20 protein-coding genes are annotated in these 23,091 nt (G+C 67.7%); 19 read left to right on the forward strand and 1 reads right to left on the reverse strand.

Annotation, left to right across the window (positions count from 1 at the left end):
* Positions 1 to 86 precede the first annotated feature (86 nt).
* Together AC3WLY_RS07515 and AC3WLY_RS07520 are read left to right on the forward strand one after the other, a co-directional pair.
* Entirely contained in the window at positions 87 to 1,097 is a 1,011-nt protein-coding gene (locus AC3WLY_RS07515; RefSeq protein WP_492309691.1) for a hypothetical protein, read from the forward strand.
* A gap of 291 nt (positions 1,098 to 1,388) precedes the next feature.
* The gene (locus AC3WLY_RS07520; RefSeq protein WP_310133344.1) at positions 1,389 to 1,802 is read left to right on the forward strand and encodes a GNAT family N-acetyltransferase; all 414 of its coding nucleotides are present in this window, start codon (positions 1,389 to 1,391) and stop codon (positions 1,800 to 1,802) included.
* Between the two features lie 30 nt (positions 1,803 to 1,832).
* Here AC3WLY_RS07520 and AC3WLY_RS07525 read toward each other — a convergent pair whose 3' ends face one another.
* Positions 1,833 to 2,711, reverse strand: a complete 879-nt coding sequence (locus AC3WLY_RS07525) for a LysR substrate-binding domain-containing protein (RefSeq protein ID WP_175964006.1) — start codon at positions 2,709 to 2,711, stop codon at positions 1,833 to 1,835.
* Positions 2,712 to 2,837: 126 nt separating this feature from the next.
* Between AC3WLY_RS07525 and argH the strand changes: the two genes are divergently transcribed.
* The 17 genes from argH to AC3WLY_RS07610 all read left to right on the forward strand — a co-directional run bounded on the left by argH (position 2,838) and on the right by AC3WLY_RS07610 (position 23,058).
* Positions 2,838 to 4,271, forward strand: coding sequence for an argininosuccinate lyase (argH, locus tag AC3WLY_RS07530; RefSeq protein WP_111021030.1), 1,434 nt, complete (start codon positions 2,838 to 2,840; stop codon positions 4,269 to 4,271).
* Complete coding sequence (locus AC3WLY_RS07535) at positions 4,265 to 5,158, forward strand: amino acid ABC transporter permease (protein WP_492309692.1); 894 nt, start codon at positions 4,265 to 4,267, stop codon at positions 5,156 to 5,158. The genes argH and AC3WLY_RS07535 overlap by 7 nt, the downstream gene beginning before the upstream one ends.
* Positions 5,155 to 5,958, forward strand: a complete 804-nt coding sequence (locus AC3WLY_RS07540) for an amino acid ABC transporter ATP-binding protein (protein WP_492309693.1) — start codon at positions 5,155 to 5,157, stop codon at positions 5,956 to 5,958. The genes AC3WLY_RS07535 and AC3WLY_RS07540 overlap by 4 nt, the downstream gene beginning before the upstream one ends.
* A gap of 79 nt (positions 5,959 to 6,037) precedes the next feature.
* Positions 6,038 to 6,871 carry an ABC transporter substrate-binding protein gene (locus AC3WLY_RS07545; RefSeq protein WP_492309694.1) on the forward strand — a complete coding sequence of 278 codons (834 nt, stop codon included), beginning with the start codon at positions 6,038 to 6,040 and terminating at the stop codon, positions 6,869 to 6,871.
* A gap of 7 nt (positions 6,872 to 6,878) precedes the next feature.
* Entirely contained in the window at positions 6,879 to 7,751 is an 873-nt protein-coding gene (locus tag AC3WLY_RS07550) for a polysaccharide deacetylase (RefSeq protein ID WP_310133359.1), read from the forward strand.
* The gene (locus AC3WLY_RS07555; RefSeq protein WP_492309695.1) at positions 7,748 to 8,656 is read left to right on the forward strand and encodes a polysaccharide deacetylase family protein; all 909 of its coding nucleotides are present in this window, start codon (positions 7,748 to 7,750) and stop codon (positions 8,654 to 8,656) included. Before AC3WLY_RS07550 ends, AC3WLY_RS07555 begins: the two co-directional genes overlap by 4 nt.
* The gene (locus tag AC3WLY_RS07560) at positions 8,653 to 10,047 is read left to right on the forward strand and encodes an MmgE/PrpD family protein (protein WP_492309696.1); all 1,395 of its coding nucleotides are present in this window, start codon (positions 8,653 to 8,655) and stop codon (positions 10,045 to 10,047) included. The genes AC3WLY_RS07555 and AC3WLY_RS07560 overlap by 4 nt, the downstream gene beginning before the upstream one ends.
* Positions 10,048 to 11,092: 1,045 nt before the next feature.
* The gene (locus tag AC3WLY_RS07565; RefSeq protein WP_492309745.1) at positions 11,093 to 12,616 is read left to right on the forward strand and encodes a mannose-1-phosphate guanylyltransferase/mannose-6-phosphate isomerase; all 1,524 of its coding nucleotides are present in this window, start codon (positions 11,093 to 11,095) and stop codon (positions 12,614 to 12,616) included.
* A 41-nt stretch (positions 12,617 to 12,657) separates the two neighbouring features.
* The gene (locus tag AC3WLY_RS07570; RefSeq protein ID WP_175964014.1) at positions 12,658 to 14,028 is read left to right on the forward strand and encodes an undecaprenyl-phosphate glucose phosphotransferase; all 1,371 of its coding nucleotides are present in this window, start codon (positions 12,658 to 12,660) and stop codon (positions 14,026 to 14,028) included.
* An 8-nt stretch (positions 14,029 to 14,036) separates the two neighbouring features.
* Positions 14,037 to 14,489 (forward strand): arsenate reductase/protein-tyrosine-phosphatase family protein, encoded by a 453-nt coding sequence (locus tag AC3WLY_RS07575; protein WP_425133233.1) that lies wholly within the window; start codon positions 14,037 to 14,039, stop codon positions 14,487 to 14,489.
* A complete protein-coding gene (locus AC3WLY_RS07580; RefSeq protein ID WP_492332660.1) occupies positions 14,489 to 14,881 on the forward strand; it encodes a hypothetical protein in 393 nt (130 codons plus the stop codon). Before AC3WLY_RS07575 ends, AC3WLY_RS07580 begins: the two co-directional genes overlap by 1 nt.
* Positions 14,882 to 14,999: 118 nt before the next feature.
* Positions 15,000 to 16,160: a polysaccharide biosynthesis/export family protein gene (locus AC3WLY_RS07585; RefSeq protein ID WP_492309698.1), complete on the forward strand. Its 1,161-nt coding sequence runs from the start codon at positions 15,000 to 15,002 to the stop codon at positions 16,158 to 16,160.
* 32 nt (positions 16,161 to 16,192) lie between these two features.
* A complete protein-coding gene (locus tag AC3WLY_RS07590; RefSeq protein ID WP_492309699.1) occupies positions 16,193 to 18,424 on the forward strand; it encodes a polysaccharide biosynthesis tyrosine autokinase in 2,232 nt (743 codons plus the stop codon).
* Positions 18,408 to 19,937, forward strand: a complete 1,530-nt coding sequence (locus AC3WLY_RS07595; RefSeq protein WP_492309700.1) for an oligosaccharide flippase family protein — start codon at positions 18,408 to 18,410, stop codon at positions 19,935 to 19,937. Before AC3WLY_RS07590 ends, AC3WLY_RS07595 begins: the two co-directional genes overlap by 17 nt.
* On the forward strand, positions 19,934 to 21,160 hold the full coding sequence (locus AC3WLY_RS07600) for a hypothetical protein (protein WP_492309701.1): 1,227 nt from the start codon (positions 19,934 to 19,936) through the stop codon (positions 21,158 to 21,160). Before AC3WLY_RS07595 ends, AC3WLY_RS07600 begins: the two co-directional genes overlap by 4 nt.
* Positions 21,157 to 21,993: a glycosyltransferase family 2 protein gene (locus AC3WLY_RS07605; protein WP_492309702.1), complete on the forward strand. Its 837-nt coding sequence runs from the start codon at positions 21,157 to 21,159 to the stop codon at positions 21,991 to 21,993. The genes AC3WLY_RS07600 and AC3WLY_RS07605 overlap by 4 nt, the downstream gene beginning before the upstream one ends.
* A 3-nt stretch (positions 21,994 to 21,996) precedes the next feature.
* Positions 21,997 to 23,058 carry a glycosyltransferase family 4 protein gene (locus tag AC3WLY_RS07610; protein WP_492309703.1) on the forward strand — a complete coding sequence of 354 codons (1,062 nt, stop codon included), beginning with the start codon at positions 21,997 to 21,999 and terminating at the stop codon, positions 23,056 to 23,058.
* Positions 23,059 to 23,091: the final 33 nt, after the last annotated feature.

The raw sequence follows: 23,091 nt of genomic DNA on the forward strand, positions 1-23,091 counted from the left end.
GCACCGCGCCTATTCCCGACACCGTGCGATGTACTTCATGCGCGGGATGTCGTGCGTCGCCGGAATAAACGGGCCCGCTCCGCGGTATGCCGATCAAGCGGCGGACGCGTCGAGGGGAGGCGCCAATGAACGGCAAGCGGAGGCAAACCCGGGACATTCCCGGCCGATCGCAGCGCGACGGCAAGGGTGCCCCGAAGGTGAACGAGGCACGGCGGCCATCGTTGTTCCAGGATCGCATCGGCATGCGCCCGCCGTCGCGCAACCGCGCGCCGCGTCCCGCGCAGCACGCGATCGACTCCGATGCCGGTAAACCGGCGTCGGCGCAAGACGGGACGCGCAAGGCCGCGCGCAGGCTGCAACTCGGTTCCGGCATCCTGCTGTGGTTCTATATTTCCGTCCATATGGTCAATCACGCGCTCGGCATCTGGTCGATCGATATCGCCGAGCGCGGGCTGCATCTGGCAATCGGGCTCTGGCAAAGCGCGCCCGGCACGATCCTGCTGTATGGCGCGGCCGGCCTGCATTTCGCGCTGGCGGTCCGCACCATCTACGGCCGCCGACACTGGGCGCTGCCGCCCGCCGAATGGCTTCGTCTGTGGGCGGGACTCAGCCTGCCCATGCTGTTGATACGCCACGTCGTCGGGACACGGGTTGCGACATCGTTTTACGGCTTCGAGCCGAACTACGAACGGGTCATCGTGTCGCTCCTGACGAGCGGCACGCAGGGTTTGCAGATCGCGCTGCTCGCACCGGGATGGGTGCACGGCAGTCTCGGACTGTGGTTTCATTTGCGCCGCCATGCATTTTTTCGGCATGCGAAGTTCGTGCTGCTGGCGATACTCGTCCTGCTGCCCGTGCTGTCGGCGGCGGGATTCGTGCAGATGACGCGTGCGATCGTGCCGGGAAGTCTCGCCGTACCGGCGCCCGACGCGGCGCTGGTTGCGCACCGCGCCGCGCTCGACGGCTGGCGACATCTGCTCGTCGCCGGGTATCTGTCGTTGATTGCGGCCGCGTTCGCCGGCGGTCAGTTGCGGAACAGGCTCTTCAGCGGCGATTCGCACGGTCCATCCCGCGAGCAGCAGCGAACGGACGCGTGAACGCCACACGCCCGGTCGCGGTTCGCGTTCCGCGCGTGTCGGCCGCCGGCCTTCGGAGCTCGTGACCGGTGGCCGCGGGCCACAAACGGTCATTCGACATCGCTGCCCGAATCGTTACAATCCGCTGCATACACTGCACCCACTGGCGCAAAGCCGCTCGACAGGGAATCCTCAATGACCGGAATATCCATCAGGTCCGCCAATATCGACGATGCACAGGCGATCGCCGATTTCCACGTCAAGGTCTGGCGGCATACCTATCGCGATCTCGCACCGGCGCAAGCGCATGCCGTGCTCGACGAGCGCTATCGTGGCAAAAGATGGCAGGAAAAGCTGGCGTCGAACGATGGCGACCAGCTCGTGCTCATCGCGCAGACCGACGACAGGATCGTCGGAATCGGCGCGGCCGGCGCGCCGTCGGAACCGATATTCGACGGCCGTGGCGAGATCAAATTCCTGTATGTCGATCCCGAATTCAAGCGTCGCGGCATCGGCCGCACGCTGCTTGCCCAACTCGCGACGCATTTGAGAGGGTTGCGGTATCAGGGCGCCGCGTTGAGTGTCGTCAACGGAAACGCATCCGCGATTGCCTTTTACGAGGCGCTGAATGCGCGGTTTGCCGGCGAGTACATCGATGCGGGGCCGATCTGGCGCTCGCACAACATCGTCATGGTGTGGGACGACCTGGCGAATCTCATTGCCTGACCGAAACCCTGCCGCAAGCAACGACGCGCATCACGCGAGGCAGGCTCGCAGCCACGACGTGAACGCGGTCACGAGCGGCGTCCCGGTCAGCTCGTGACGCGTGACGAGATAGTACGCATGACGCGACGGCACCGTTGCGCTGAATGGCCGCACGAGCGTGCCGTCGATCAGGTCATCGCGCACGGACAGGCTGTCGCCGAGCGCGACGCCTTGCCCGTGCACAGCGGCTTCGACACCGATGTGCGCGTTGCCGATTTCGAGGATGCGGATGCCCGGCAGCTTGTCGGCGTTTGCTTCTGCCAGCCAGCGCATCCACGAGCCCGCATGCTCGCAGAACAGCGTGCGTCCCGCGAGATCCTGCACCTTGCGGATCGCATCGGGCCCGTTCATCAACGCCGGGCTCACGACCGGGAACAGCGCCGGATGCTCGAGCAGCTCGACGTGCCGGTTGCGCCAGGTGCCTTCCCCGTAGCGGATGCAGACGTCGACGTCCGTCGAATAGATCTCGCGTTCGTCGTTCGACGGAATCACCTTCAGGTGGATGCCCGGATAGCGCTCGAGAAAATCGCCGATGTGTCGGGCGAGCCAGCGCGACGTCAGCGACAGCGGCGTCGACACGACGAGATCGCCGACGGCGGCCGGCGAATCGAGCCTGACGGTGGCGTTCGCGATCATGTCGAATGCGATGCCGACCGGTTCCAGCAGCGCCTCGCCTTCGGGCGTGAGTTTCACGCGCGCCTTTGATCGGACGAATAGCGCGACGCCGAGCGTGCTTTCGAGAATACGGATCTGGTGACTGACCGCGCTCGCGGTCACGTGCAGTTCGTCGGCGGCGGCCGACACGCTGCCGCGCCGGGCGGCGGCCTCGAATGCGCGAAGCGGGTTCAGCGGGGGCAGGCGGTTGCGCATCGGCGGGCACGTCGAAGGCGACGGTGCTGAGAAAAACTTCATTTAAGCGGAGTCAATTTCTCGCTACAACAAAAAAAATTGAATGCCTACAGTGGGGGCAATCCAACCGAGTCGAGGTCGACCGCAATGAGCCTTACCGAACCGATCGAACGCCTGTGGGGCGGCCGCTTCCAGTCGGAGCCGTCCGACGCGCTGCAGAACCTGTCTCGCTCCGATCCGAGTTTCTACCGCCTCGTGCCGTACGATCTGGCGGGCTCCCGTGCGCATGCGCGCGAGTTGAACCGCGCCGGCATCGTGAACGACGACGACCTCGCGCAGTTGCTGGCCGCGATGGACGGCATCGCGCGCGACTACGCGGCCGGTGCGATCGCGCCGTCGCTCGCCGACGAGGACGTGCACACGTTCCTCGAGCGCGTGCTCACGCAGCGGCTGCCGGCGCTCGGCGGCAAGCTGCGCGCCGGGCGTTCGCGCAACGACCAGGCGGCGAACGACCTGCGCCTGTATCTGCGCGACAAGGCGCGCCAGCTCGTGCGCGGCGTGCTCGACCTGCAGCAGGCGCTGGTCGGCCAGGCGAGCCGGCACGTCGACACGGTGACCGCCGGCTTCACCCATCTGCAGCCCGCGCAGCCGATCGTGTTCGGCCATCAGTTGCTGGCGCATGCGCAGTCGCTGTATCGCGACGCCGACCGCCTGGTCGACTGGGACCGCCGCACCGCGCGCTCGCCGCTCGGCGCGGCCGCGCTGGCGGGCTCGGCGATCTGCGTGCGGCCCGAGCTGTCCGCGCAGGAGCTCGGTTACGACGCGCCGTGCGAGAACTCGATCGACGCCGTGGCCGCGCGCGATCACGTCGCCGAATTCGCGTTCGTCGCGAGCATGCTGGCCGTGAACCTGTCCCGCCTGTCGGAAGAAGTGATCCTGTGGACGTCGCGGCAATTCCGCTGGGTGGAACTCGACGACGGTTATGCGACGGGCAGCTCGATCATGCCGCAGAAGAAGAACCCGGACATCGCGGAACTGACGCGCGGCAAGGCGGGACGCCTGATCGGCAACCTGACGGGCCTGCTCGCGACGCTGAAGTCGCTGCCGCTCGCGTACAACCGCGATCTCGCGGAAGACAAGATCGCCGCGTTCGATTCGATCGACACGCTCGAACTCGTGCTGCCGGCGATGGCGGGGATGATCCGCACGATGCGCGTGAACGTCGACGAGATGCGTCGCCAGGCGCCGCTCGGCTTCACGCTCGCGACCGAGGTCGCGGACTGGCTTGCGCTGACGGGCGTGCCGTTCAGCGAAGCGCACGAGATCACCGGCGCGCTCGTGCGGGCGTGCGAACGCGACGGCATCGAGCTCGCGGACGCAAGCGCGGAACAATTGCAGGCCGTCGACCCGCGCCTCGCGCCGGCGGTGCGCGCGCACCTGACGCTCGACGCTGCCGTCGCCGCGCGCGGCGGCGCGGGCGGCACGTCGCCCGCGCGCGTGCGCGAGCAGATCGGCCGCCTGAGCGGCGCGATCGAACGCCAGGCCGCCTGGGCGGCCGACTACCGGGGGCCGTCATGCTGAGCGCCTCCGATTCGCGCCGTCTCGACGGCGCATCCGGGCCGGCCGGCGCCGCGGCAGACGATACCGCCGGCCTCGTGCGCGTGCGCCGGCGCTACTGGGGCCGTTATGTCGCGTCGATCGCGATCATTGCCGCGCTCGCCTACGTGGCCGCCGCGTTCGCGCGCGGACAGATCGAGTGGCGCGTCGTCGGCCAGTTCCTGACCGCACGCTCGATCCTGACGGGGCTCGGCAACACGATCGTGATGACCGTTCTCGCGATGACGCTCGGCGTCGTGCTCGGCGTGGTCACCGCGGTAATGCGGCTGTCGTCGAACCCGGTGCTCGGCGCGATCGCGCAGGGCTACATCTGGTTGTTCCGCGGCACGCCGGTGATCCTGCAACTGCTGCTGTGGTTCAACCTCGCGCTGGTGTTCCCGACGCTCGGCATCCCGGGCATCGCCGAATTCCGGACCGTCGACGTGATGACGCCGTTCCTCGCGGCGGTGCTCGGTCTCGGCATCAACCAGGGCGCGTATACGTCGGAAGTCGTGCGCGCGGGGCTGCTGTCGGTCGACACCGGCCAGTACGAGGCCGCGAAGTCGATCGGCATGCCGCGCCTGCAGGCGCTGCGCCGGATCATCCTGCCGCAGGCGATGCGCGTGATCGTGCCGCCGATCGGCAACGAGCTGATCGGCATGGTCAAGCTGACGTCGCTCGCGAGCGTCGTGCAGTACGCGGAGATGCTGCACAACGCGCAGAACATCTACTACGCGAACGCCCGCGTGATCGAGCTGCTGATCGTCGCGGGCATCTGGTATCTCGCGGTCGTCACCGTGCTGTCGCTCGCGCAGGCGCGCGTCGAACGGCGCTTCGCGCGCGGCGCGGGTCGCGCGGCGGGCCGCGCATGAACGGCACGACCCTCAACAATCGGGAGAACGTCATGACGAACGCGGTCGTTCGCGCGGTCGACGTGCGCAAGTCGTACGGCGATTTCCAGGCGCTGCACGGCATCACGCTCGACGTCGCGCAGGGCGAAGTGCTGTGCATCATCGGGCCGTCGGGCTCGGGCAAGAGCACGTTCCTGCGCTGCATCAACCAGCTCGAGACGATCAGCGCGGGCGCGCTGTGGGTCAACGGCGAACTGGCCGGCTACCGGCGCGCCGGCGACCGGCTCCACGAGCTGTCGGAGCGCCAGGTCGCGCGCCAGCGGCTGGCGACGAGCATGGTGTTCCAGCGCTTCAACCTGTTCCCGCACAAGACCGCGCTCGAGAACGTGATCGAGGGCCCCGTGCAGGTGCTCAAGCGCCGCCGCGCGCAAGCGGAGGAGGAAGCGCGCACGCTGCTCGCGCGCGTCGGGCTCGCGCACAAATGCGACGCGTTTCCGGTCGAGCTGTCGGGCGGCCAGCAGCAGCGCGTCGCGATCGCGCGGGCGCTCGCGATGCATCCGCAGCTGATCCTGTTCGACGAACCGACGTCGGCGCTCGATCCCGAGCTCGTCGGCGAAGTGCTGGCCGTGATGCGCGATCTCGCGAAGAGCGGGATGACGATGATCGTCGTCACGCACGAGCTCGGCTTCGCGCGCGAGGTGGCCGACCGCGTCGTGTTCATGGACGGCGGCCGGATCGTCGAGAGCGGGCCGCCCGACCAGGTGCTGTCCGCGCCGACGCACGCGCGTACGCGCGATTTCATCTCGGCCGTGATTGCATGAACGGGCCGGGCGCCCCGACCCGAAGCGCCCGAACGATTCCACCGTCAACGATACAAGCCCACCACGACAAGGCGCCCCCATGAAAGCATCCGTCCTGACCCGCACGCTGGCCACCGTCGCATTCGGCGCGCTCGCGCTGCATGCCTCCTTCGCAGTCGCCCAGGCCGCGAGCGCGAAGCGCACGCTGAACGTCGCGATCGTGCCGAACTATCCGCCGTTCGAATACAAGGACCCGGCGACCGACAAGCTCGCGGGCTTCGACGTCGATCTCGGCGAAGCGCTCGCCGCGAAGATGGGCGCGAAGCTGAACTGGGTCGAAACGAGCTTCGACCAGATGATGAGCGCGGTCGCGACGCAGCGCGTCGACATGATCCTGTCCGGCATGACCGACCTGCCGACGCGCCGCGATGCGGTGACGTTCGTCGACTACATCGAGACGGGCCCGCAGTTCTATACGCTGAAGGCGCGCGCCGGCGAGTTCGCGCAGATGAGCGCGCTGTGCGGCAAGCGCGTCGGGTCGAGCCGGCGCACGTCGTTTCCGGACAACACGACCGCATGGAGCGCGGAGAACTGCGTGAAGGCCGGCAAGCCGGCGATCGTCGTGGTCGGTACCGACGGCTCGTCGGACGCGCGTATGCAGTTGCGCCAGAACCGCATCGACGCGGCCGTGCAGGGCGGCGAGACGCTGCCGTACCAGAACGGCCTCGAGCAGAACGCATACGCGCCGGTCGGCAAGCCGTTCCTGTCGCAATACACGGGCATCGGCGTCGCGAAGAGCAACACCGCGCTGAGCAGCGCGCTGACGACGGCGCTCAACCAGCTGATTGCCGACGGTTCCTACCAGAAGATTCTGGCGAAGTGGGGGCTGCAGGAGCACGCGGTGACGAAGGCGATGATCAACGGCACCCACTGAGCGTGCGATGACGGCCCTCGCTCCCCGCTGGCCGGACGCGAAGCGCGCGTGCGTCGCGCTCGCGTTCGATCTCGACGGCCCGACCGGCGACGCGATGCTGAACGGGTCGATCTGGCGCAACCCCGCGTATTTCACGCTCGGCAGCTACGGGCCGTGGCGCGCGCTCGGCCGCTTGCTCGACATGCTCGCGGCGTTCGACCTGCCCGCGACGTTCTTCGTGCCTGCGTGGGTTGCGCGGACCTGGCCCGCGCAATGCGCGGCGATCGTCGAGCGCGGCCACGAGATCGGCTACCACGGCTACCGGCACGAAGCGTTCTGGACGCTCGAGCCCGGGCGGCAGCGCGAGATCATGGCGCAGTCGGCCGACGTCTTCGCGCGTACGCTCGGCGTGCGGCCGGTCGGGTTCCGCACGCCGTCCGGCGACTGGAGCGCGGCGACGGTGGCCGTGCTGCGCGAAGCCGGCGTGCGCTATTCGAGCTCGATGCGCGGCGACGACCGGCCGTACCTGCTGCACGGTGACGACGGCGAGGCGCCGCTCGTCGAGATACCCGGCCGCTGGGAGACCGACGACTACGCGTCGCTTGCGTATCACCGCAACCCCGACTATCCGGCCGGGCTCGACCGGATCGCCGGCTACGGCGCGACGCTCGACAACTGGACGCGCGAATTCGACGGCGTATACCGCGAAGGGCTGTGCCTGACGACGCTGCTGCATCCGAAGGTCTGCGGCAAGCCCGGCCGCATCGCGTTGCTCGAGGCGTGGCTCGGTCACATGCGTGCACAGGACGGTGTCTGGTTCGCGCGCTGCCGCGAAGTGGCCGACTGGTGGCTTGCGCAGCACGCGCGAGATGCGCAACCCACGCAACGGAGCGGCCTGTGACGACACTCCCTTCATGGCCGGGCGGCGCGCGATGCGCGGTCGCGATCACGGTCGACTTCAACGACATTCACGGCATCCAGACACGCGAGCCGCGCATCGTCGGCCGCGAGAAATCGCTGTCGGTCTGGCGTTACGGCGCGACGCGCGGCGTCGATCGGCTGCTCGATGCGTTCGATGCGTTTCGCGTACCGGCGAGCTGGTTCGTCCCAGGCATCGTCGCCGAAACGCATGCGGATGCGGTGCGGGCGATCGCCGCGGCCGGCCACGAGCTCGGCGTGAGCGGCTATCGCTGCGAGGATTTTGACGCGCTGCCGCTCGCCGCGCAGGTCGATGCGTGCCGCGCCGGACGGGCGGCGCTCGCCGACACGATCGGCCGCGACGTGGAAGGCTTTCGCTCGTTCACCGGCAACTGGGCCGACGGTTTCTCGGATTTCCTCGTCGCGGAAGGTTTCACGTGGTCGTCGTCGTGGCGCGGCGACGATCTGCCGTATGTGCATCCGCGCGGCGACGGCGGCGCGGACGGCGCGCGGCTCGTCGAGCTGCCGCTGCACTACGAACTCGAAGACGAGCCGTACTTCGAGTTCAACCTGTCGCCGCCCGTGCCGGCCGGTCAGCCGCGCATCGCGGCGTACCGCGACGTGCTCGACAACTGGCGGCGCGACGTCGACGGGTTTCGGCGCTTCGGGCTGTGCTGCGTGCTGCGCCTGCATCCCGAGATCATAGGCACGGCAGCGCGGATCGACCTGCTGCGCGCATTGCTCGCGCATCTGCGTGACGCGGGCGACGTCTGGTTCGCGACGGGGCGCGACATCGCGCGCTGGTGGTGTGCCCAGGCGCCCGTCAATGCCCCGGGACATCCGGTCGACGTGTTCGCGCACTGCGTGGCGGAGGAGTCGGCGCGATGACGATGACAACCGATACGCGCGCCACGCGGCTCGCGGCGTTCGTCGCGCAGACGTCCGCCGACGCGTTGCCGGACGACGTCGTCGCGAAGGCCAAGCGTCATGTGCTCGACACGTTCGGTGCCGCGCTGGCGGGCACGTCCGCCGTCGAGACGCGCAGCGCCCGTGCGCTGACCGGCGCCGTCGCGCATGGCGGCGCGCCGCTGTGGGGCACGCGGCGGACCGCGGGCGCGCGCGATGCGGCGTTCGTCAACGGGATTGCCGCGCACGCGCTTGAACTCGACGATTCCGGCGGCTGCGATCATTCGGGCGCGGTCGTGCTGCCGGCCGTGCTCGCCGCGCTGTCGTGCGCAAGACACCCGGTAACGGGCCGCGAATGCGTGGCGGCGATCGTGCTCGGCTACGACGTCGGCCGGCGCGTGCTCGAGGCAGCGGGCGGCTACTCGGTTCACAACGGGGCGGGTTGGCACTCGACGCTCAGTTGCGGCGTGTTCGGTGCGGCGGCCGCGAGCGCGCGCGTGCTCGGCCTCGACGCCGCGCGCACGCGCGACGCGCTCGGCCATGCGGCGAGTTTCGCGGGCGGCCTGTGGGGTTTCATCCACGACGGAGCGCAGACGAAGCGGCTGCATGCCGGGCGTGCGGCGGAGGGCGGCGTGCTCGCGGCGCTGCTCGCGCGCGAAGGCGTGAGCGGCCCCGCGCACGTATTCGACGACGTGTGGGGCGGTTTTTTCAACACGTTCGCCGCGCAATCGCATGTGCCCGACGCATTGACCGACGGCCTCGGCGCGCACTGGAAGCTGATGCGCTGCTCGATCAAGCCGCATGCATCGTGCCGCAGCGCGCATGCGGCCGTCGACGCGGCGCTGCAGCTCGCGGACGGCCGCATCGTCGAGGCCGGCGAGATCGAGCGGGTGGTCGTGCGCACGAGCGCGTTCGTGGCCCGCATGTGCGGCGGTCGCGACCTGTCGACGCTGTCGTCCGCGCAGATGAGCCTGCCGTACGCGGTGGCGGCGGCGCTGGCGTTCGGCGACACGGGGATCGGCGTGTATCGCGCGGACCGGCGCACCGATCCGCGCGTGACCGCGCTGCTCGCGCGCATCGCGGTCGACGTCGATCCGGCGCTCGGCGATCTCGACGAGCCGACGGTGATCCTGCATCGCGCGGACGGGGGGCGGGAAGTACGCCACGTGCCGATCGCGCTCGGCGACCCGCGCAATCCGCTGTCGGACGCGGCGCTGCTGGCGAAATATCGGGCGCTGGCGGGCATCGCGCTCGACCGCGCGCAAGTCGATGCACTGAGCGACGTGTGCCTGTCGCTGGACCGCCAGGCGGATGCGCGCGTGATGAACGACTGGCTCGCGGGCGATGCCGAAGCGGCGGAGGCGTTCGTCTGAATGGCGATGTCGTGCTGACGCGGTATGAACGTACCTGTCCGAAAACCGGAACGAACGCGCCGTATCCGAAGCAATTGGCGCAGGATGGGTTTTCCGTAAAGCGGGCCGCCAGCACGGCGGTTATTGCGTCGCTGTCGGTATAAACGGAGAACGCATAAAAAAACTCGGCCGAAAGCGATGAAGAAAGTGCATATGTTTACCCCCTATTTCCGGTAACCGATCGCTCGACGCCCGACCTTGCTTCGAGAAATTACTCGTGTTGATCCTGCTCATGCGCCCGCATCGTGTCGCCACCGGGCTGCGCACTGACCCTTCCTATGGCAGCAATCTGCACCTTCAGGATGGCGCTCATGTCAGATGCGTTACGGCGTGGCGTTACGTAACGTCCGCGAACGTTGCAGTTGCGCAAACGTTGCACAGGACTATTTCCAATTATTCATACCTTTTAAATCCTGGACATAGGTCATTGGTTTATTGAGGATTTTCCGCGTTGCAACAAGAAAGCGCGCCTCGATGGCACGGATCGTGCGTCAATCGTTATGTGCCGAAGTAGTTAATACCATAACGTTAGACCAACCATGAATCACATCCACACTCCGATATCCGGACGCGACGCAGGGGCGAAGCAGTCGATTCCGGAAATTCAATCGATAAATTGCGTCCATTGGGCTATCCAGTCGGGATGGCTCGGACGCGGCATTTCCATTGCCCTGCCGAACCGTGGTGTCGCTTCCTTGCGGAGGCGATGAAACGGCGCGGGGGCGCGTAAGCAACCGGCGGTTCGTCGGTCGTCCGGATTCCTGGCGTGAACTGACTCGTTCGTTCGATCGAGACGCATTCGATTTCATATAGGAATCCGAATTTACAGATCGGTTCATCGACAGAAGATCGATGCCCGGGATGAATGTGTCGATGCATCGGGAGACCGAGGGCGGAGCATGTCCGGTGTCGGGCGGGAAAGCTCCGTCGGCGCGAAGCACGGGCGGCCGGATGGCGCCGGCGGTCGATTGCGGGCGGGAAAAGCGGATGCTGGGGGATAGATGAAATGAGCACATTCGAGTTCGTCGAAACTTCGCGCGGTGCCGAGCCGGGGGCGCAGGATCGCAGTCACGTCGCCGCGAGGGCGGTCGTGCCGGTGGTCCTGGCGGGCGGGGCTGGAACCAGGCTGTGGCCCATGTCCCGCGAGCAGCACCCGAAACAACTGACGCACCTCGTTGGCGAGGAAACGCTGCTCGAATCGACGCTGCGAAGGGTAAGCGGGCTCGGGTCGAAATTCGAGATGGCACCTGCGCAGGTCGTGTGCGGCGACGCGCATCGGCACATCACGGTGCGGCAACTCGCGGCGAGCGATCTTCGCGCACGCGTGGTCGTCGAGCCGGCGCGTCGCGATACGGCGCCTGCCATGACCCTCGCGGCCGCACTTGCGCGGGCCGAGCACGAGGACGCCGTACTGGTCGTGATGCCGGCCGATCACGTCATTCACGACACGTCCGGGTTCGAACGCGCGATGGAAACGGCGTTGCGCTACGCGCAGCGTGGGTGCGTCGCGACGCTCGGCGTCCGGCCGACGCATGCCGATTCCGGTTTCGGCTATCTGCGTACCGGCTTGCCGCTTGCATTGGACGATGCCGATGGCGGTTACCGGCTCGATGCGTTCGTCGAGAAGCCGTCACCGGAAGTCGCGGCGCAATACGTCGCGTCAGGATCCCATTTGTGGAACAGCGGAATCTATGTTGTCCGGGCGAGTGTCTGGCTGCGCGCCATCGAGGAGCTGGCGCCGAAAATTCACGCTGCGTGCGTCGCCGCGATCCGCGATGGCAATGCCGAAGGCGGTTGTTTTCACCCGGCCCCGGAACCATTCGCCACGTGCCCGTCGGATTCGATCGACTACGCGGTCATGGAACGGCTGAGCTTCATGGCTGAACCGCCGGTGGCCGTTGCGGTTCCGCTGGATGCAGGCTGGTCCGATCTCGGGTCGTGGGACGCCGTCTGGGCTGCGCTCGACAAGGACCAGGACGGCAACGCCGGGCGTGGGCGAGTGATGTTCGAGGACGCGACCGCGTGCTATGCCCATTCCGAAGGCCGACTGGTCGCGTGCGTCGGCGTCGGTAACGTCGCGGTGGTGGAGACCCCCGACGCCGTTCTGGTCGTCGGCCGGCAGCACGTTCAGGGCGTCAGGTCGCTCGTATCCAGAATCAAGGCCGGGCATGGCGCGGAAGCCGAGGCGCACCGGCTCGTGCGGCGTCCGTGGGGCTGGTACGACTCGGTCGACCGCGGCGAACGTTTCCAGGTCAAGCGAATCGTGGTGGACCCCGGCGCGCGACTGTCGTTGCAGATGCACCATCACCGCGCCGAGCACTGGACTGTCGTGAAAGGCACCGCAACCGTCACGCGCGGCGACGAGCGATTCCTGCTCGGCGAAAACGAATCGACCTACATCCCGATCGGCGTGCGACACCGCCTCGAAAACCCGGGGCGGATGCCGCTGGAAATCATCGAAGTGCAGACCGGCAGCTATCTCGGCGAAGACGACATCGTGCGCTTCGACGACGCATACGGGCGCGTTTGACCGCAAATACGGCGCCATCGTGCGCCGCCTGGAGAATATCCATGTTCGGATTTCAGTCGATTATCGCGCGCCTGCTCGATGCACTCGTGGTGGTGCTGGGGGCGGCTGCAGCATCGCACGTGCGGTTCGATGACGATACGCTCGGCCGGCCGGACGCGATGGTCGTCCCGTTCGTCGCGATGCTGACGCTCGCCGTCTTTCCGGCATGTCAGGTGTATCAGTCCTGGCGCGGGCGGTCGTGGATCGCGATGATCAGCCGCATCAGCGCCGCATGGGTCGCCGTGCAGGCTTGCAACCTCGTGCTGCTGTTCGCGATGCATCGCGCCGATCAGGTGTCGCGGCTGTGGTTCGTCTACTGGACGGCGATCGCGGGATGCGGATTCGTCGTCATCCGCGTGGCCGCCTATACGATGCTCGCGCGCGTCAGGCATGCGGGCCTGAATCTTCGCAAGGTGGCGATCGTCGGACACGGCGCGCATGCCGTGCGTGTGATCGAAACGCTTGCGCTGTCCCCGGCAAGCGGGTTTCGCCCGGTCGTGCTCCACGATCCCGCGGGATCGTCCAGCGGCATCATCCCGGCGATCGCGGATTTCACCGAATTCGCCGCGGCAGTGCGTGCCGAAGCCGCGACGGAAATCTGGCTCGCGTTGCCGATCTCCGAGGAACGGACGATCCGGCGCGTGCTGAAGACGTTCGGCGACGATCTGATCAATATCCGCTTCATGCCGGACATGTGCAGCATCGCGCTGCTCGGCGGAACGATGATGGATCTCGTCGGCATGCCGGCAATCAACCTCGTTGCATCGCCGATGTCGCATCACGCGTTGATGCAGAAGGCGCTGTTCGACCGGGTATTCGCGGCAGCAGCGCTCGTCGCGCTGGCGCCGCTGCTCGGCCTGATCGCGCTGGCGGTCAAGCTGTCGTCCCCGGGCCCGGTGTTGTTTACGCAGTACCGGAAAGGCGCCGATGGCCGGGTGTTCAGGATCTACAAGTTCCGCACGATGCGCGTGCATGCCGAACAGGCCGGCGTCGTGCGCCAGGCGACCCGGGGCGATGCGCGCATCACGCGCGTCGGCGCGTTCCTGCGTCGCACCAGCCTCGACGAGCTGCCGCAGTTCTTCAACGTGCTGCGCGGCGACATGTCGGTCGTGGGGCCGAGACCGCACGCCATCGAGCACGACGATCTGTACCGGCCGCTCGTCGAGGGATACATCCATCGTTACCGGATCAAGCCGGGCATCACCGGATGGGCGCAGGTCAACGGCTATCGCGGCGAGACGGATCACCTCGACAAGATGGTAGGCCGTGTCCAGCACGACCTCTATTACCTGCGCAACTGGTCCTTCGGGCTCGACATGAAGATTGTCGCCGCCACGGTGCTGAAGGGTTTCGTCCATCCGAACGCCTACTGAGCCCGGCCATGATCGAACGCATTCTGGTCGTCTGCGACGGCAACGCATGCCGCAGCCCGATGGCGAGCGCGATGCTGGCACGCGCGCTGCCGTCCGTGCAGGTGCGTTGCGCGGGACTGATCGCGCTGGCGGGCCGGCCCGCCGCACAGGCTGCGATCGACGTGATGCGCGAACGCGGCTTCGACCTCACGTCGCATATCGCGCAACCGGTGCATCTCGGCCACGTGCGTGCATCGCAACTGATCCTCGCGATGACGCTCGTGCAGTGTCGCGAGATCGAGCGCCGTTACCCGTTCGCGCGCGGTCGCGTCTTCCAGCTCGACCATGCCGCGAAATGCGATATCGCGGATCCGGTCGGCAAGTCGGCGGACGTGTTCGATGCCGTGGCGCGTCACATCGAGCGCGCGGTGGCGCACTGGATCGTGCGGATTCCCGCAGCTGCCGCACGGGGGCACTGCTGATGCGACGCCATGTCGGTCGACTCGCGATGCTCATCGGCCTGTCGTGTGCATCGGCTGCGCACGGCAATGCGCCGGCGGCGCGCCCTTCGACGAATGCGCCGCGGTGGATCGCGGGGCTCGCGGATACCGCGTCCCAGACCTCGAATCCGCGGCGCGGATCGATCGCAAAGCCGGCGGTCGCGTCGGGCGTCGCGGCGCCGGCGGTCGGCAACTACGCGCCGCTGCCGATCGAGCGGCAGATGCGGGCGTTGTCGATCGACGCGCTGGGCATGCCGGCGGCACATCGCACGCGCGGCGCGGCACGCGTCCCGATTCGGCCGCGCGGCGGGAACGACAACGCGACAGACGACTGGCCGGGCATGGAGCCGCCCTGGTCCCGTTCGTCATGGTGATCGACCGGGCGGTGCGGCTGAGGGCGAAGCAGGCCGAACCGTCACGCGGCGAAATGAACACATCCGTGAGCACGGTGCCACGGTCGGAATCGACGATGGCGCGACAGACGAGGCAGCAATGGGCAAATCATTCGACGGTATATCGACAGGAAGCAGATGGGGCCGCGCGCTGGCCCCGCTCGTGCTGTCCATGTTCCTGACGGCATGCGCCGTCGCACCCGGCATGCGGATGACCGGCTCGCAGGAATTGCCGGTGGCCAGCGCGCGCAACGGCGAACCGGCGCAGTCGCTCGATGTGCCGATCCGGGAAATCGACGTCAACCTGCTGCAATCGATGCGCGACGACAGCGACGCGGCCGGGCACGTCGACGCGCTGTTGCGCGAGCGCACGAAGGGCGGCTATCGGATCGGCGCCGGCGACGTGTTGCAGATCACGGTGTGGGATCACCCCGAACTTTCGGCGGCGGCGCCGACGAATCAGTCGTCGTCGACACAACGGCAGAGCGACCCCGTCGGCGGCTTCGTCGTCGATGAAACCGGCAGCGTGCAGTTTCCCTATGTCGGCACGCTCGCGGTCTCGGGCAGGACGACGACCGAGGTGCGCGATGCGTTCCGCGTCGCGTTGACGAAAACCTTCCGCGACCCGCAGGTCACCGTGCGCGTCACGTCGTACCGCAGCCAGCAGGTCTACGTCGAAGGCGAGGTGCGCAATCCGGGCGTCCAGCCGATCAACGACGTGCCGATGACGCTGATCGAGGCGATCGATCGCGCGGGCGGCCTTCAGCCGACGGCCGATCGGAGCCGCATCGAGCTGCTGCGCGGCGACGAGCATTACGTGCTGAACCTGTCCCGGCTCGTCGCACGACGCATCGATCCGGCCCGCATCCTGTTGCGCAACCGGGACGTGCTGCGCGTGCAGTCGCGCGAGGACAACGGTGCGTTCGTGATGGGCGAGGTCGCGAAGCCGACGCTCGCGCTGCCGCTTCGCGACGGCTCGTTGACGCTCGGCGATGCGTTGCAGCAAGCCGGCAGCTTCAACAGCGGCACCGCCGACACGGCGCAGGTCTACGTGATTCGCGGGCGCGGCTCGAGTACCCCCGACGTGTTTCATCTCGACGCGAAGTCGCCGGTCGCCATGGTGCTCGCGAACGACTTCAGGCTGGCGCCGAAGGATGTCGTTTATGTCGACGGCAACGGCCTCGTCCGGCTCAGCCGCGTGCTGTCGCTGCTGTTGCCCGCCATCAATGCCGGCATGACCGGCGCGCTGGTCGCGAAATGAACCGCCGGAACCCGATCGACACTGGATTTGCGATGACAGACCTTTCCGAAGCACGGCTGTACGACGCGGCGTTGTACGACGATGCGCCCCTTTCGTCCTACGTCGACATCGTGCTGGCCCGGTGGCGCATGGTGCTGGGCATTGCGGCCGGCGTGTTCCTGCTGGGGCTGCTGTATGTCGCATTCGCGACGCCGGTCTATCGTGTCGACGCGACGATCCAGGTCAACGAATCGACCGCGGCGGGCAATTCGCCGCTGCACGACATCGCGGCGTTGCTCGACAACGGGAGCACGACCGCGGCCGAGCTCGAACTCGTGCGCGCGCGCATGGTGATCGACTCGGTCGTCACGAAGCAGCATCTGAACCTCATCGCCGAACCGCGCTATTTCCCGTTGATCGGCCGCTGGGTCGCCCGTCGCTATCGGGACGACGGCGTGGCGCGGCCGCTTTGGGGATTGTCCCGGTTTGCATGGGGCGGCGAGCGATTCGACGTCGTCGCGTTCGAGACGGCCGGCAAGAAGAGCCACGACGGCATCGACGCGCTGGACGGGCTCTGGTTCGACGTGACCGTCGAAGGCGGCGGACGCTACGTGGTCAGGGACGAGGATGGCGACGTCGTGCTGCAAGGCGAGGTCGGCGTGCCGGCGCACGGGCAGTACAAGGCGCAGCCGCTGACGCTGCTGGTCGCCGCCCTCGACGCCCGGCCGGGCACGGCGTTTCGGCTCAGGCGCATCCCGCAGCTCGAAGCGGTCTCCCAGCTCCAGGACGATCTGACCGTCGAGGAAAAGGCCAAGCAATCCGGCATCCTGACCGTCACGCTCGAGGGCGACGACCGGACCCGCATCCGGGACATCCTGCGGGCCGTGGTCGACGGCTACGTCCAGCAGAACAAGGAGTACCGGAGCGAGGAGGCCGCCGCGACGCTGGCATCGCTGAAGAGCAGCATGCCGACCGTCATGAAGGCGCTGAAGGATGCCGAGGACAAATACGCGGCGTTTCGCGCGCGCACGGGGACGGTCGATCTCGACGAACAGGGCAAGCTGCTGCTCGGCCAGGAAGTGGACATCGAGACGCGCACGCTCGAACTCAAGCAAAAGCGCGTCGACCTGATCGCGCGGTTCGCCGACGGCCATCCGGCCGTGCAGGCGCTCGACGCCAACCTGGCGGAACTGGCGGGCAAGGCGAAGGAACTGAAGGCGCTCGAAGCCAGGTTGCCCGATACGGAGCGGGAGGGCCTCGGCGTGCTGCGCGACGTGCGCGTCAACACCGAGCTGTATACGAACCTGCTGAACACCGGGCAACAGCTCGAGATCGCCAGGCGAAGCGAGATCGGCAATGTCCGCGCCGTCGACTTGCCGGTCCTGCCGGTGAAACCCGTCAAGCCCAGGCGCCTGCTGCTGGTCGCGCTGTCGTTGTGTGTCGGGATTGCCCTTGGCATCGCCGCTCCGTTCGCACAGCGGGCGGTATGGGGCCGCGTCGAACATTCGGAGCACCTCGAGCAGGTGCTGGGCGTACCGGTCTATGCGGTGGTGCCGCATAGTCGGGAGCAGCGACGTATCGTGCGCAACCAGCAGCGTGCGGGACAGGGCGCGCATGTTCTCGCATCGGAAATTCCGGAGGACGTGACCGTCGACGCGATCCGCAGCCTGCGCACGACGCTGCAGTTCACGATGTCCGAATCGGGGCACAACGTGATCATGGTCACGAGCCCGCAGCCCAGTGCGGGCAAATCGTTCCTCTGCGCGAACCTGGCTTCGCTGTTCGCGTCGGGCGGCAAGCGCGTGCTGCTGATCGATGCCGATATCCGCCGCGGTCAGTCGCATCGCCACTTCGGGCTGCCGGCGGCGCCCGGCCTGCCCGACGCGATCGCGAGCGGCACGCTCGAGCGCGGCGTCCAGAAATCGGCGGTCGCCGGCGTCGACGTGCTCGCGCGCGGTGCCGTCGCCCGCACGTCGGAGCTGTTCAACGACGGCCGCTTCAAGATGCTGCTCGACACGGCATCGCGTCTCTACGACATCGTCATCGTCGATACGGCCCCGATCCTCGCGCTGCACGATGCGGCGACCATCGGCCGCCACGGCGCGACGACGCTGCTGTGCGTCCGGCATGGCCGCAGTTCGATGCCGGAGATCCGCGAGGCAGAGCGTCGCCTGCGCAACGCCGGCATCGCGATCAGCGGCGTCGTGCTGAACGACGTGCCGCGGCGCCAGGCCGTCTACGGCGCGTATGGCGAAGGGAAATACGCGTATGAAACCGAGTACTGAGCCCGCGATTCGCGACATCGCGCGGCTCGCCGCGAGCGACCGTGCGTCGAGCGCCGGCGAGCGACTCGGCGCGCGCACGGTGCGAAGCCTCGCGTGGGCGCTGGTGCAGGCGTGGGGCGGCAAGCTCGTCACGCTCGTCACGTATCTGCTGGTCGCGCGCTGGCTCGGCCCGGCGGACGTCGGGCTCGCGGCTGCGGTCACGCTGTCGCTGTCGTTGGTCCTGATGATCGCCGAGGGCGGCTTCAGCGACGCGCTGGTTCAGCGCGCATCGCTCCACGACGACGACCTCGAATGGCCGTTCGCGTGTTCGATCGGCATGGCGGTCGTGCTCGCGGCCGTGATGTTCGTGCTGGCCGGGCGCGTCGAAACGTGGCTGGGCGTACCCGGCCTGGCGCCGTATCTGCGGGTGGCGTGCGCGTTCGTGCCGATCGGCTCGGCGAGTTCGTTCCAGGAGGGGCTGTACAAGCGGCGGCTGGATTTCCGGACGCTGGCCATGCGTCAACTCGTGTCGGTGAGCGTCGCGGGCGCCGTGGCGGTCGCGCTGGCGATCGCGGGCGCCGGCGCGTGGAGCCTGATCGCGCAGGCGGCGACCGTCATGACGGTGTCCGCGCTCTGGCTCTGGCGCAGACCGGTCTGGCGGCCGCGCGGCCGCCGGAACGCGTCGACGTTCTGGCCCATTGCGCGCTTCGGCGGGCACGTCGTCGCGTCGAGGCTGATCGACTGGTGCGCGACGCGAACGGTGGACCTGATCGTCGTCGCGCTGTACGGCGCGGCCGGGCTGGGCATCTACGCGATCGGGGCGAAGCTCTATCAGACGGCGCTGGAACTGCTGTGCCGCGCCGCGACCGACGTCGCGCTCGCGGTGCTGTCGCGTGTCGCGCACGACGCCGGGAAAATGGCGGCCACCTACCTGGACGTCACGGGGCTGGCCGCCATGATCGCGGCGCCGCTGTTCGTGCTGATGGCCGTGTCGAGCCGCGACATCACGATCGTGCTGTTCGGTGCGCGCTGGGCCGACAGCGCCGCGATCATGACGCCGCTGATGGGGCTCGGCGCGATTCAGACCGTCCAGTTCATCAACGGCGCATTCCTGTCCGCGCGCGGCCGGCCGAACGTCGCGATGTGGCTGACGGTCGTCAAGCTCGTCCTGGTGCTGGGCGCGATGGTCTGCCTGCCGTCGCACGACGTCGCGGGGCTGGCGTGGCTGTATGTCGGCGCCGTGCTGTGCATCACGCCGCTCAGCTTCGGCGCCGTCGTCGTCGAGCTGTCGATCGATCCCCGCCGCTTGCTGGGGCGGCTGGTGCCGCCGTATCTGATTGCGCTCGTCTGCGCGCTGGTCGTATCGCGGCTTGGCGCGTATCTCGGCGGCGTATCGGCTCTCGTCAGGTTGCCGCTTCAGGTCGTTTGCTTCGGCGCCGCTTATGCCGGCGCGACCTGGATATTGCGTCGTCAGGCCGCCCGGCAAACCGTGGCGATGCTGAGCGCATTGCGCGATGCGAGGAACCGGACATGAACCGCCTCGCGCCGCAGGTGCCGCGGCAACGTGCGTCGTCGTCCGGCGTATCGACGATCGGGCCGCAGGTGCGCTTCGATCTCGCGGACGCGGTCTTGCTCGTATTGCTGCTGCTGAGTTCGATCCAGTTCCTGAAGATCGGCGGCGCGCAACTGGGCCAGATGTTCGCGGTGCTCGTGCTGCCGGTGCTGCTGGTGCGGCGCCGGATCCCCGTCGGCGCGTGGGAAATCTGGGCCTTTGCGTTGTTCGTCGGCGTCGCGCTGTCGACGACCTTCCTGTCCGGCTATCCGCGCTTCAAGGCGGCCGAGCAGATCGTGAAATTCGGGTTCGTGATGCCGGCGTTCTATCTGGTCGGCCGCTATTACGGCGCGCGGGCACGCACGCGGCCGTTGCCGTTCGGCTATGTCGCGATCGCGGCGTTCCTGGCGTTTCAGTACGCGCTGCAGTATTTCGACGTCCCGGTGCTGTACGAAAAAGTCGACTTCATGCAGAACGCGGTTCACGGTTCGTTCAAGGAGCGCAACTGGTTCGCGGCGTTTTTCTTCCTGACCGCCTACGCGTGTTTCCTGCAGTCGCCGCGCCGCATTCCCGACGTCGTGAAGTTCGTTGCGCTCGCACTCGTCGTGACGCTGCTGAGCGAATCGAAGACGGTGCTGATCGCGTGCGGGATCGTGATCCTGCTGCAGGTGCGCGGCTATTTCTTCGCGAAAGTGCTGACGATGGCCGCCGGGGCAGCGTTCTATCTGTACATGTTCACGCGCGAACTGACCGGCGACCAGCTTCAGGTCCGGCTGCAACAGGAGCGCGGGCTTGCCTTCACGGAATCGATCAAGCTGGTCGGCCGCGACTGGATCGGTCACGGCTTCGGCTTCGTCGAGCATTACTTCTCGCACTCGGCCGTCGCCGTCCGCGGGCTCGGCGAGGGCACGAGCGCCGTGTTTTGCGCGCCGCTGGATCTGATGCTGGTGGCCGGCCCGATCGGGCTGCTCGCATGGGCGGTGTTCTTTGCGGGCCTCGGCCAGGGCCGGCGCGCGATGGTGTTGCTCGCGCCGATCGCGGCATGGTCGCTGATCAACCCGATGCACCAGAGCGAGACGTCATACCTGTTCGCCGGCTATCTCGCGTCGTTCGCGTTCGTTCCGCGGACGGCACGCCGGAAAGCGCGCGCTGCGCCGCGCGTGTTGCGGCCTCGATCCATTTTCCTGTCCGGACCTACGCGATGAAATTCTCTCTCATCATGGCGACGCTCGGCCGTAGCGACGAGATCGAGCGCATGTTCGATTCGCTGCTGCGGCAGGCCTACGCCGACCTCGAAGTGATCGTCGTCGACCAGAACCCGGACGACCGGGTCGAGCGGATCGTCGACCGGTATCGCGACCGGCTGACGATCGTCCATCTGAGATCCGACAAGGGCAAGTCGCGGGCGACGAACGTCGGCCTGAAGGCCGTGACGGGCGACGTGGTCGGGTTCCCCGACGACGATTGCTGGTATCGGCCCGGGACGCTCCATGCGGTCGCGGCGCGCTTGTCCGCCGACCGGATGCTGGATGGCGTGACGGGCATGAGCGTCGACGCCGCGGGCCGGCCGTCGCAAGGACGATGGGCGACCTCGGCGCAGACCGTCAACCGTTTCAACGTGTGGGTGTGCGCGACGTCGTACACGATCTTCCTGCGCCGGTCCGCCGTGCATGCGGCAGGGCAGTTCGACGTGGACCTCGGCGTGGGCGCGACCACGCGCTGGGGAGCGGGGGAAGAAGTCGACTTTCTGGTGCGCGCGTTGCAGGCGGGGTGCCGGATCGACTACGACCCGCATCTGCGCGTCCATCATCCCGAGCCGCTCGCCGTGCTCGACGAGCAGGCCTATGCGCGCGGCCGGCGCTACAACCGCGGGTTCGGGCATGTGCTGCGCATCAATCGTTATCCGCTCGCCTACGTCCTTTACATGATCGCGCGGCCTGTCGCCGGCTGCCTGCTGTCATGCGTGCGCCGCAATCCCCGGCGTGCGAAGTACTACTGGATTGCCGCGTCGCATCGACTGCTTGGCTGGATGGATTGAACGATGAGCACGATCTTCGCCGCTTCGACCGAATGCACCGACCGCGCCGAGCGCGCGCCCCTCACGGTCTACGCCGACACGCGCTGGCCGGTCGGAACCGGCATCCACAACGTGATGACGGCCTATGCCGAGCGCGCGCCGTCGACCGTCCGCATCGATCCGCTGCCGGTCGGCGGCGGTGTCGCGCACCCGCTGTCGCCGCTCGCGTTGAGCCGCGCGCTGAGGCGGCTGCCGGCCCGCAACGCCGTGTTCTGGAATCCCGGGTTCGTCCCGGCCGCGTTGCCCGATTTCCCGTCGATCGTCGTGGTGCACGACCTCACGCATCGCCACTTCTACACGCGCGCGCACCGCTTCTACTACGACACGGTGCTCCGGCCGCTGTATCGGCGTTGCACCGCGATCGTCTGCGTGTCCGAGTTCACGCGCGACGAATTCCTCCGCTGGTCGGGCATGCCGCCGGATCGCGTTCACGTGATCCACAACGGGACCGACGCTGCATACCGGCGCAACCGCGACACGCTCGGCTATCCGTTTCCGTACGTGCTTTATCCGGGCAACCGGCGCAACTACAAGAACCTGCACCGGTTGATCGCGGCATTCGGCGCGAGCGGGCTGTTGCCGCTCGGCGTGCGTCTGATGCTGACCGGCGACCCCGATCCGGCGCTGCTTGCGCACGCCGCGCGGCACCGATGCGCGGACGGCCTCGTGTTCGCAGGGGTATTGCCGAACGATGCGATGCCGAAACTGTATCGAGGTGCGCTGTTCGTCGCTTTCGTGTCGCAGTACGAAGGTTTCGGCCTGCCGATCCTCGAGGCGATGGCATCCGACGTACCCGTGCTGACTTCGAGCGTGTCGGCGATGCCGGAAGTGGCGGGTACCGCCGCGATGCTCGTCGACCCGTTGTCGGTCGTCGACATCGCGGCCGCCATGCGCCGGCTCGGCACCGAGGCCGTGTGGCGAGACGCGCTCGTCGCGCGAGGCCGGGAGCAGACCCGCCGGTTCGACTGGGACACATCGGCGCGCACGTTCTGGCGGCTCGTCGAGCAGGTCGGCGCGTCGGCATGACGCGCATGGCAACGAACAGAGCCGGGCAAACCG

Source organism: Burkholderia sp. FW306-1C-G01B (assembly GCF_058781685.1).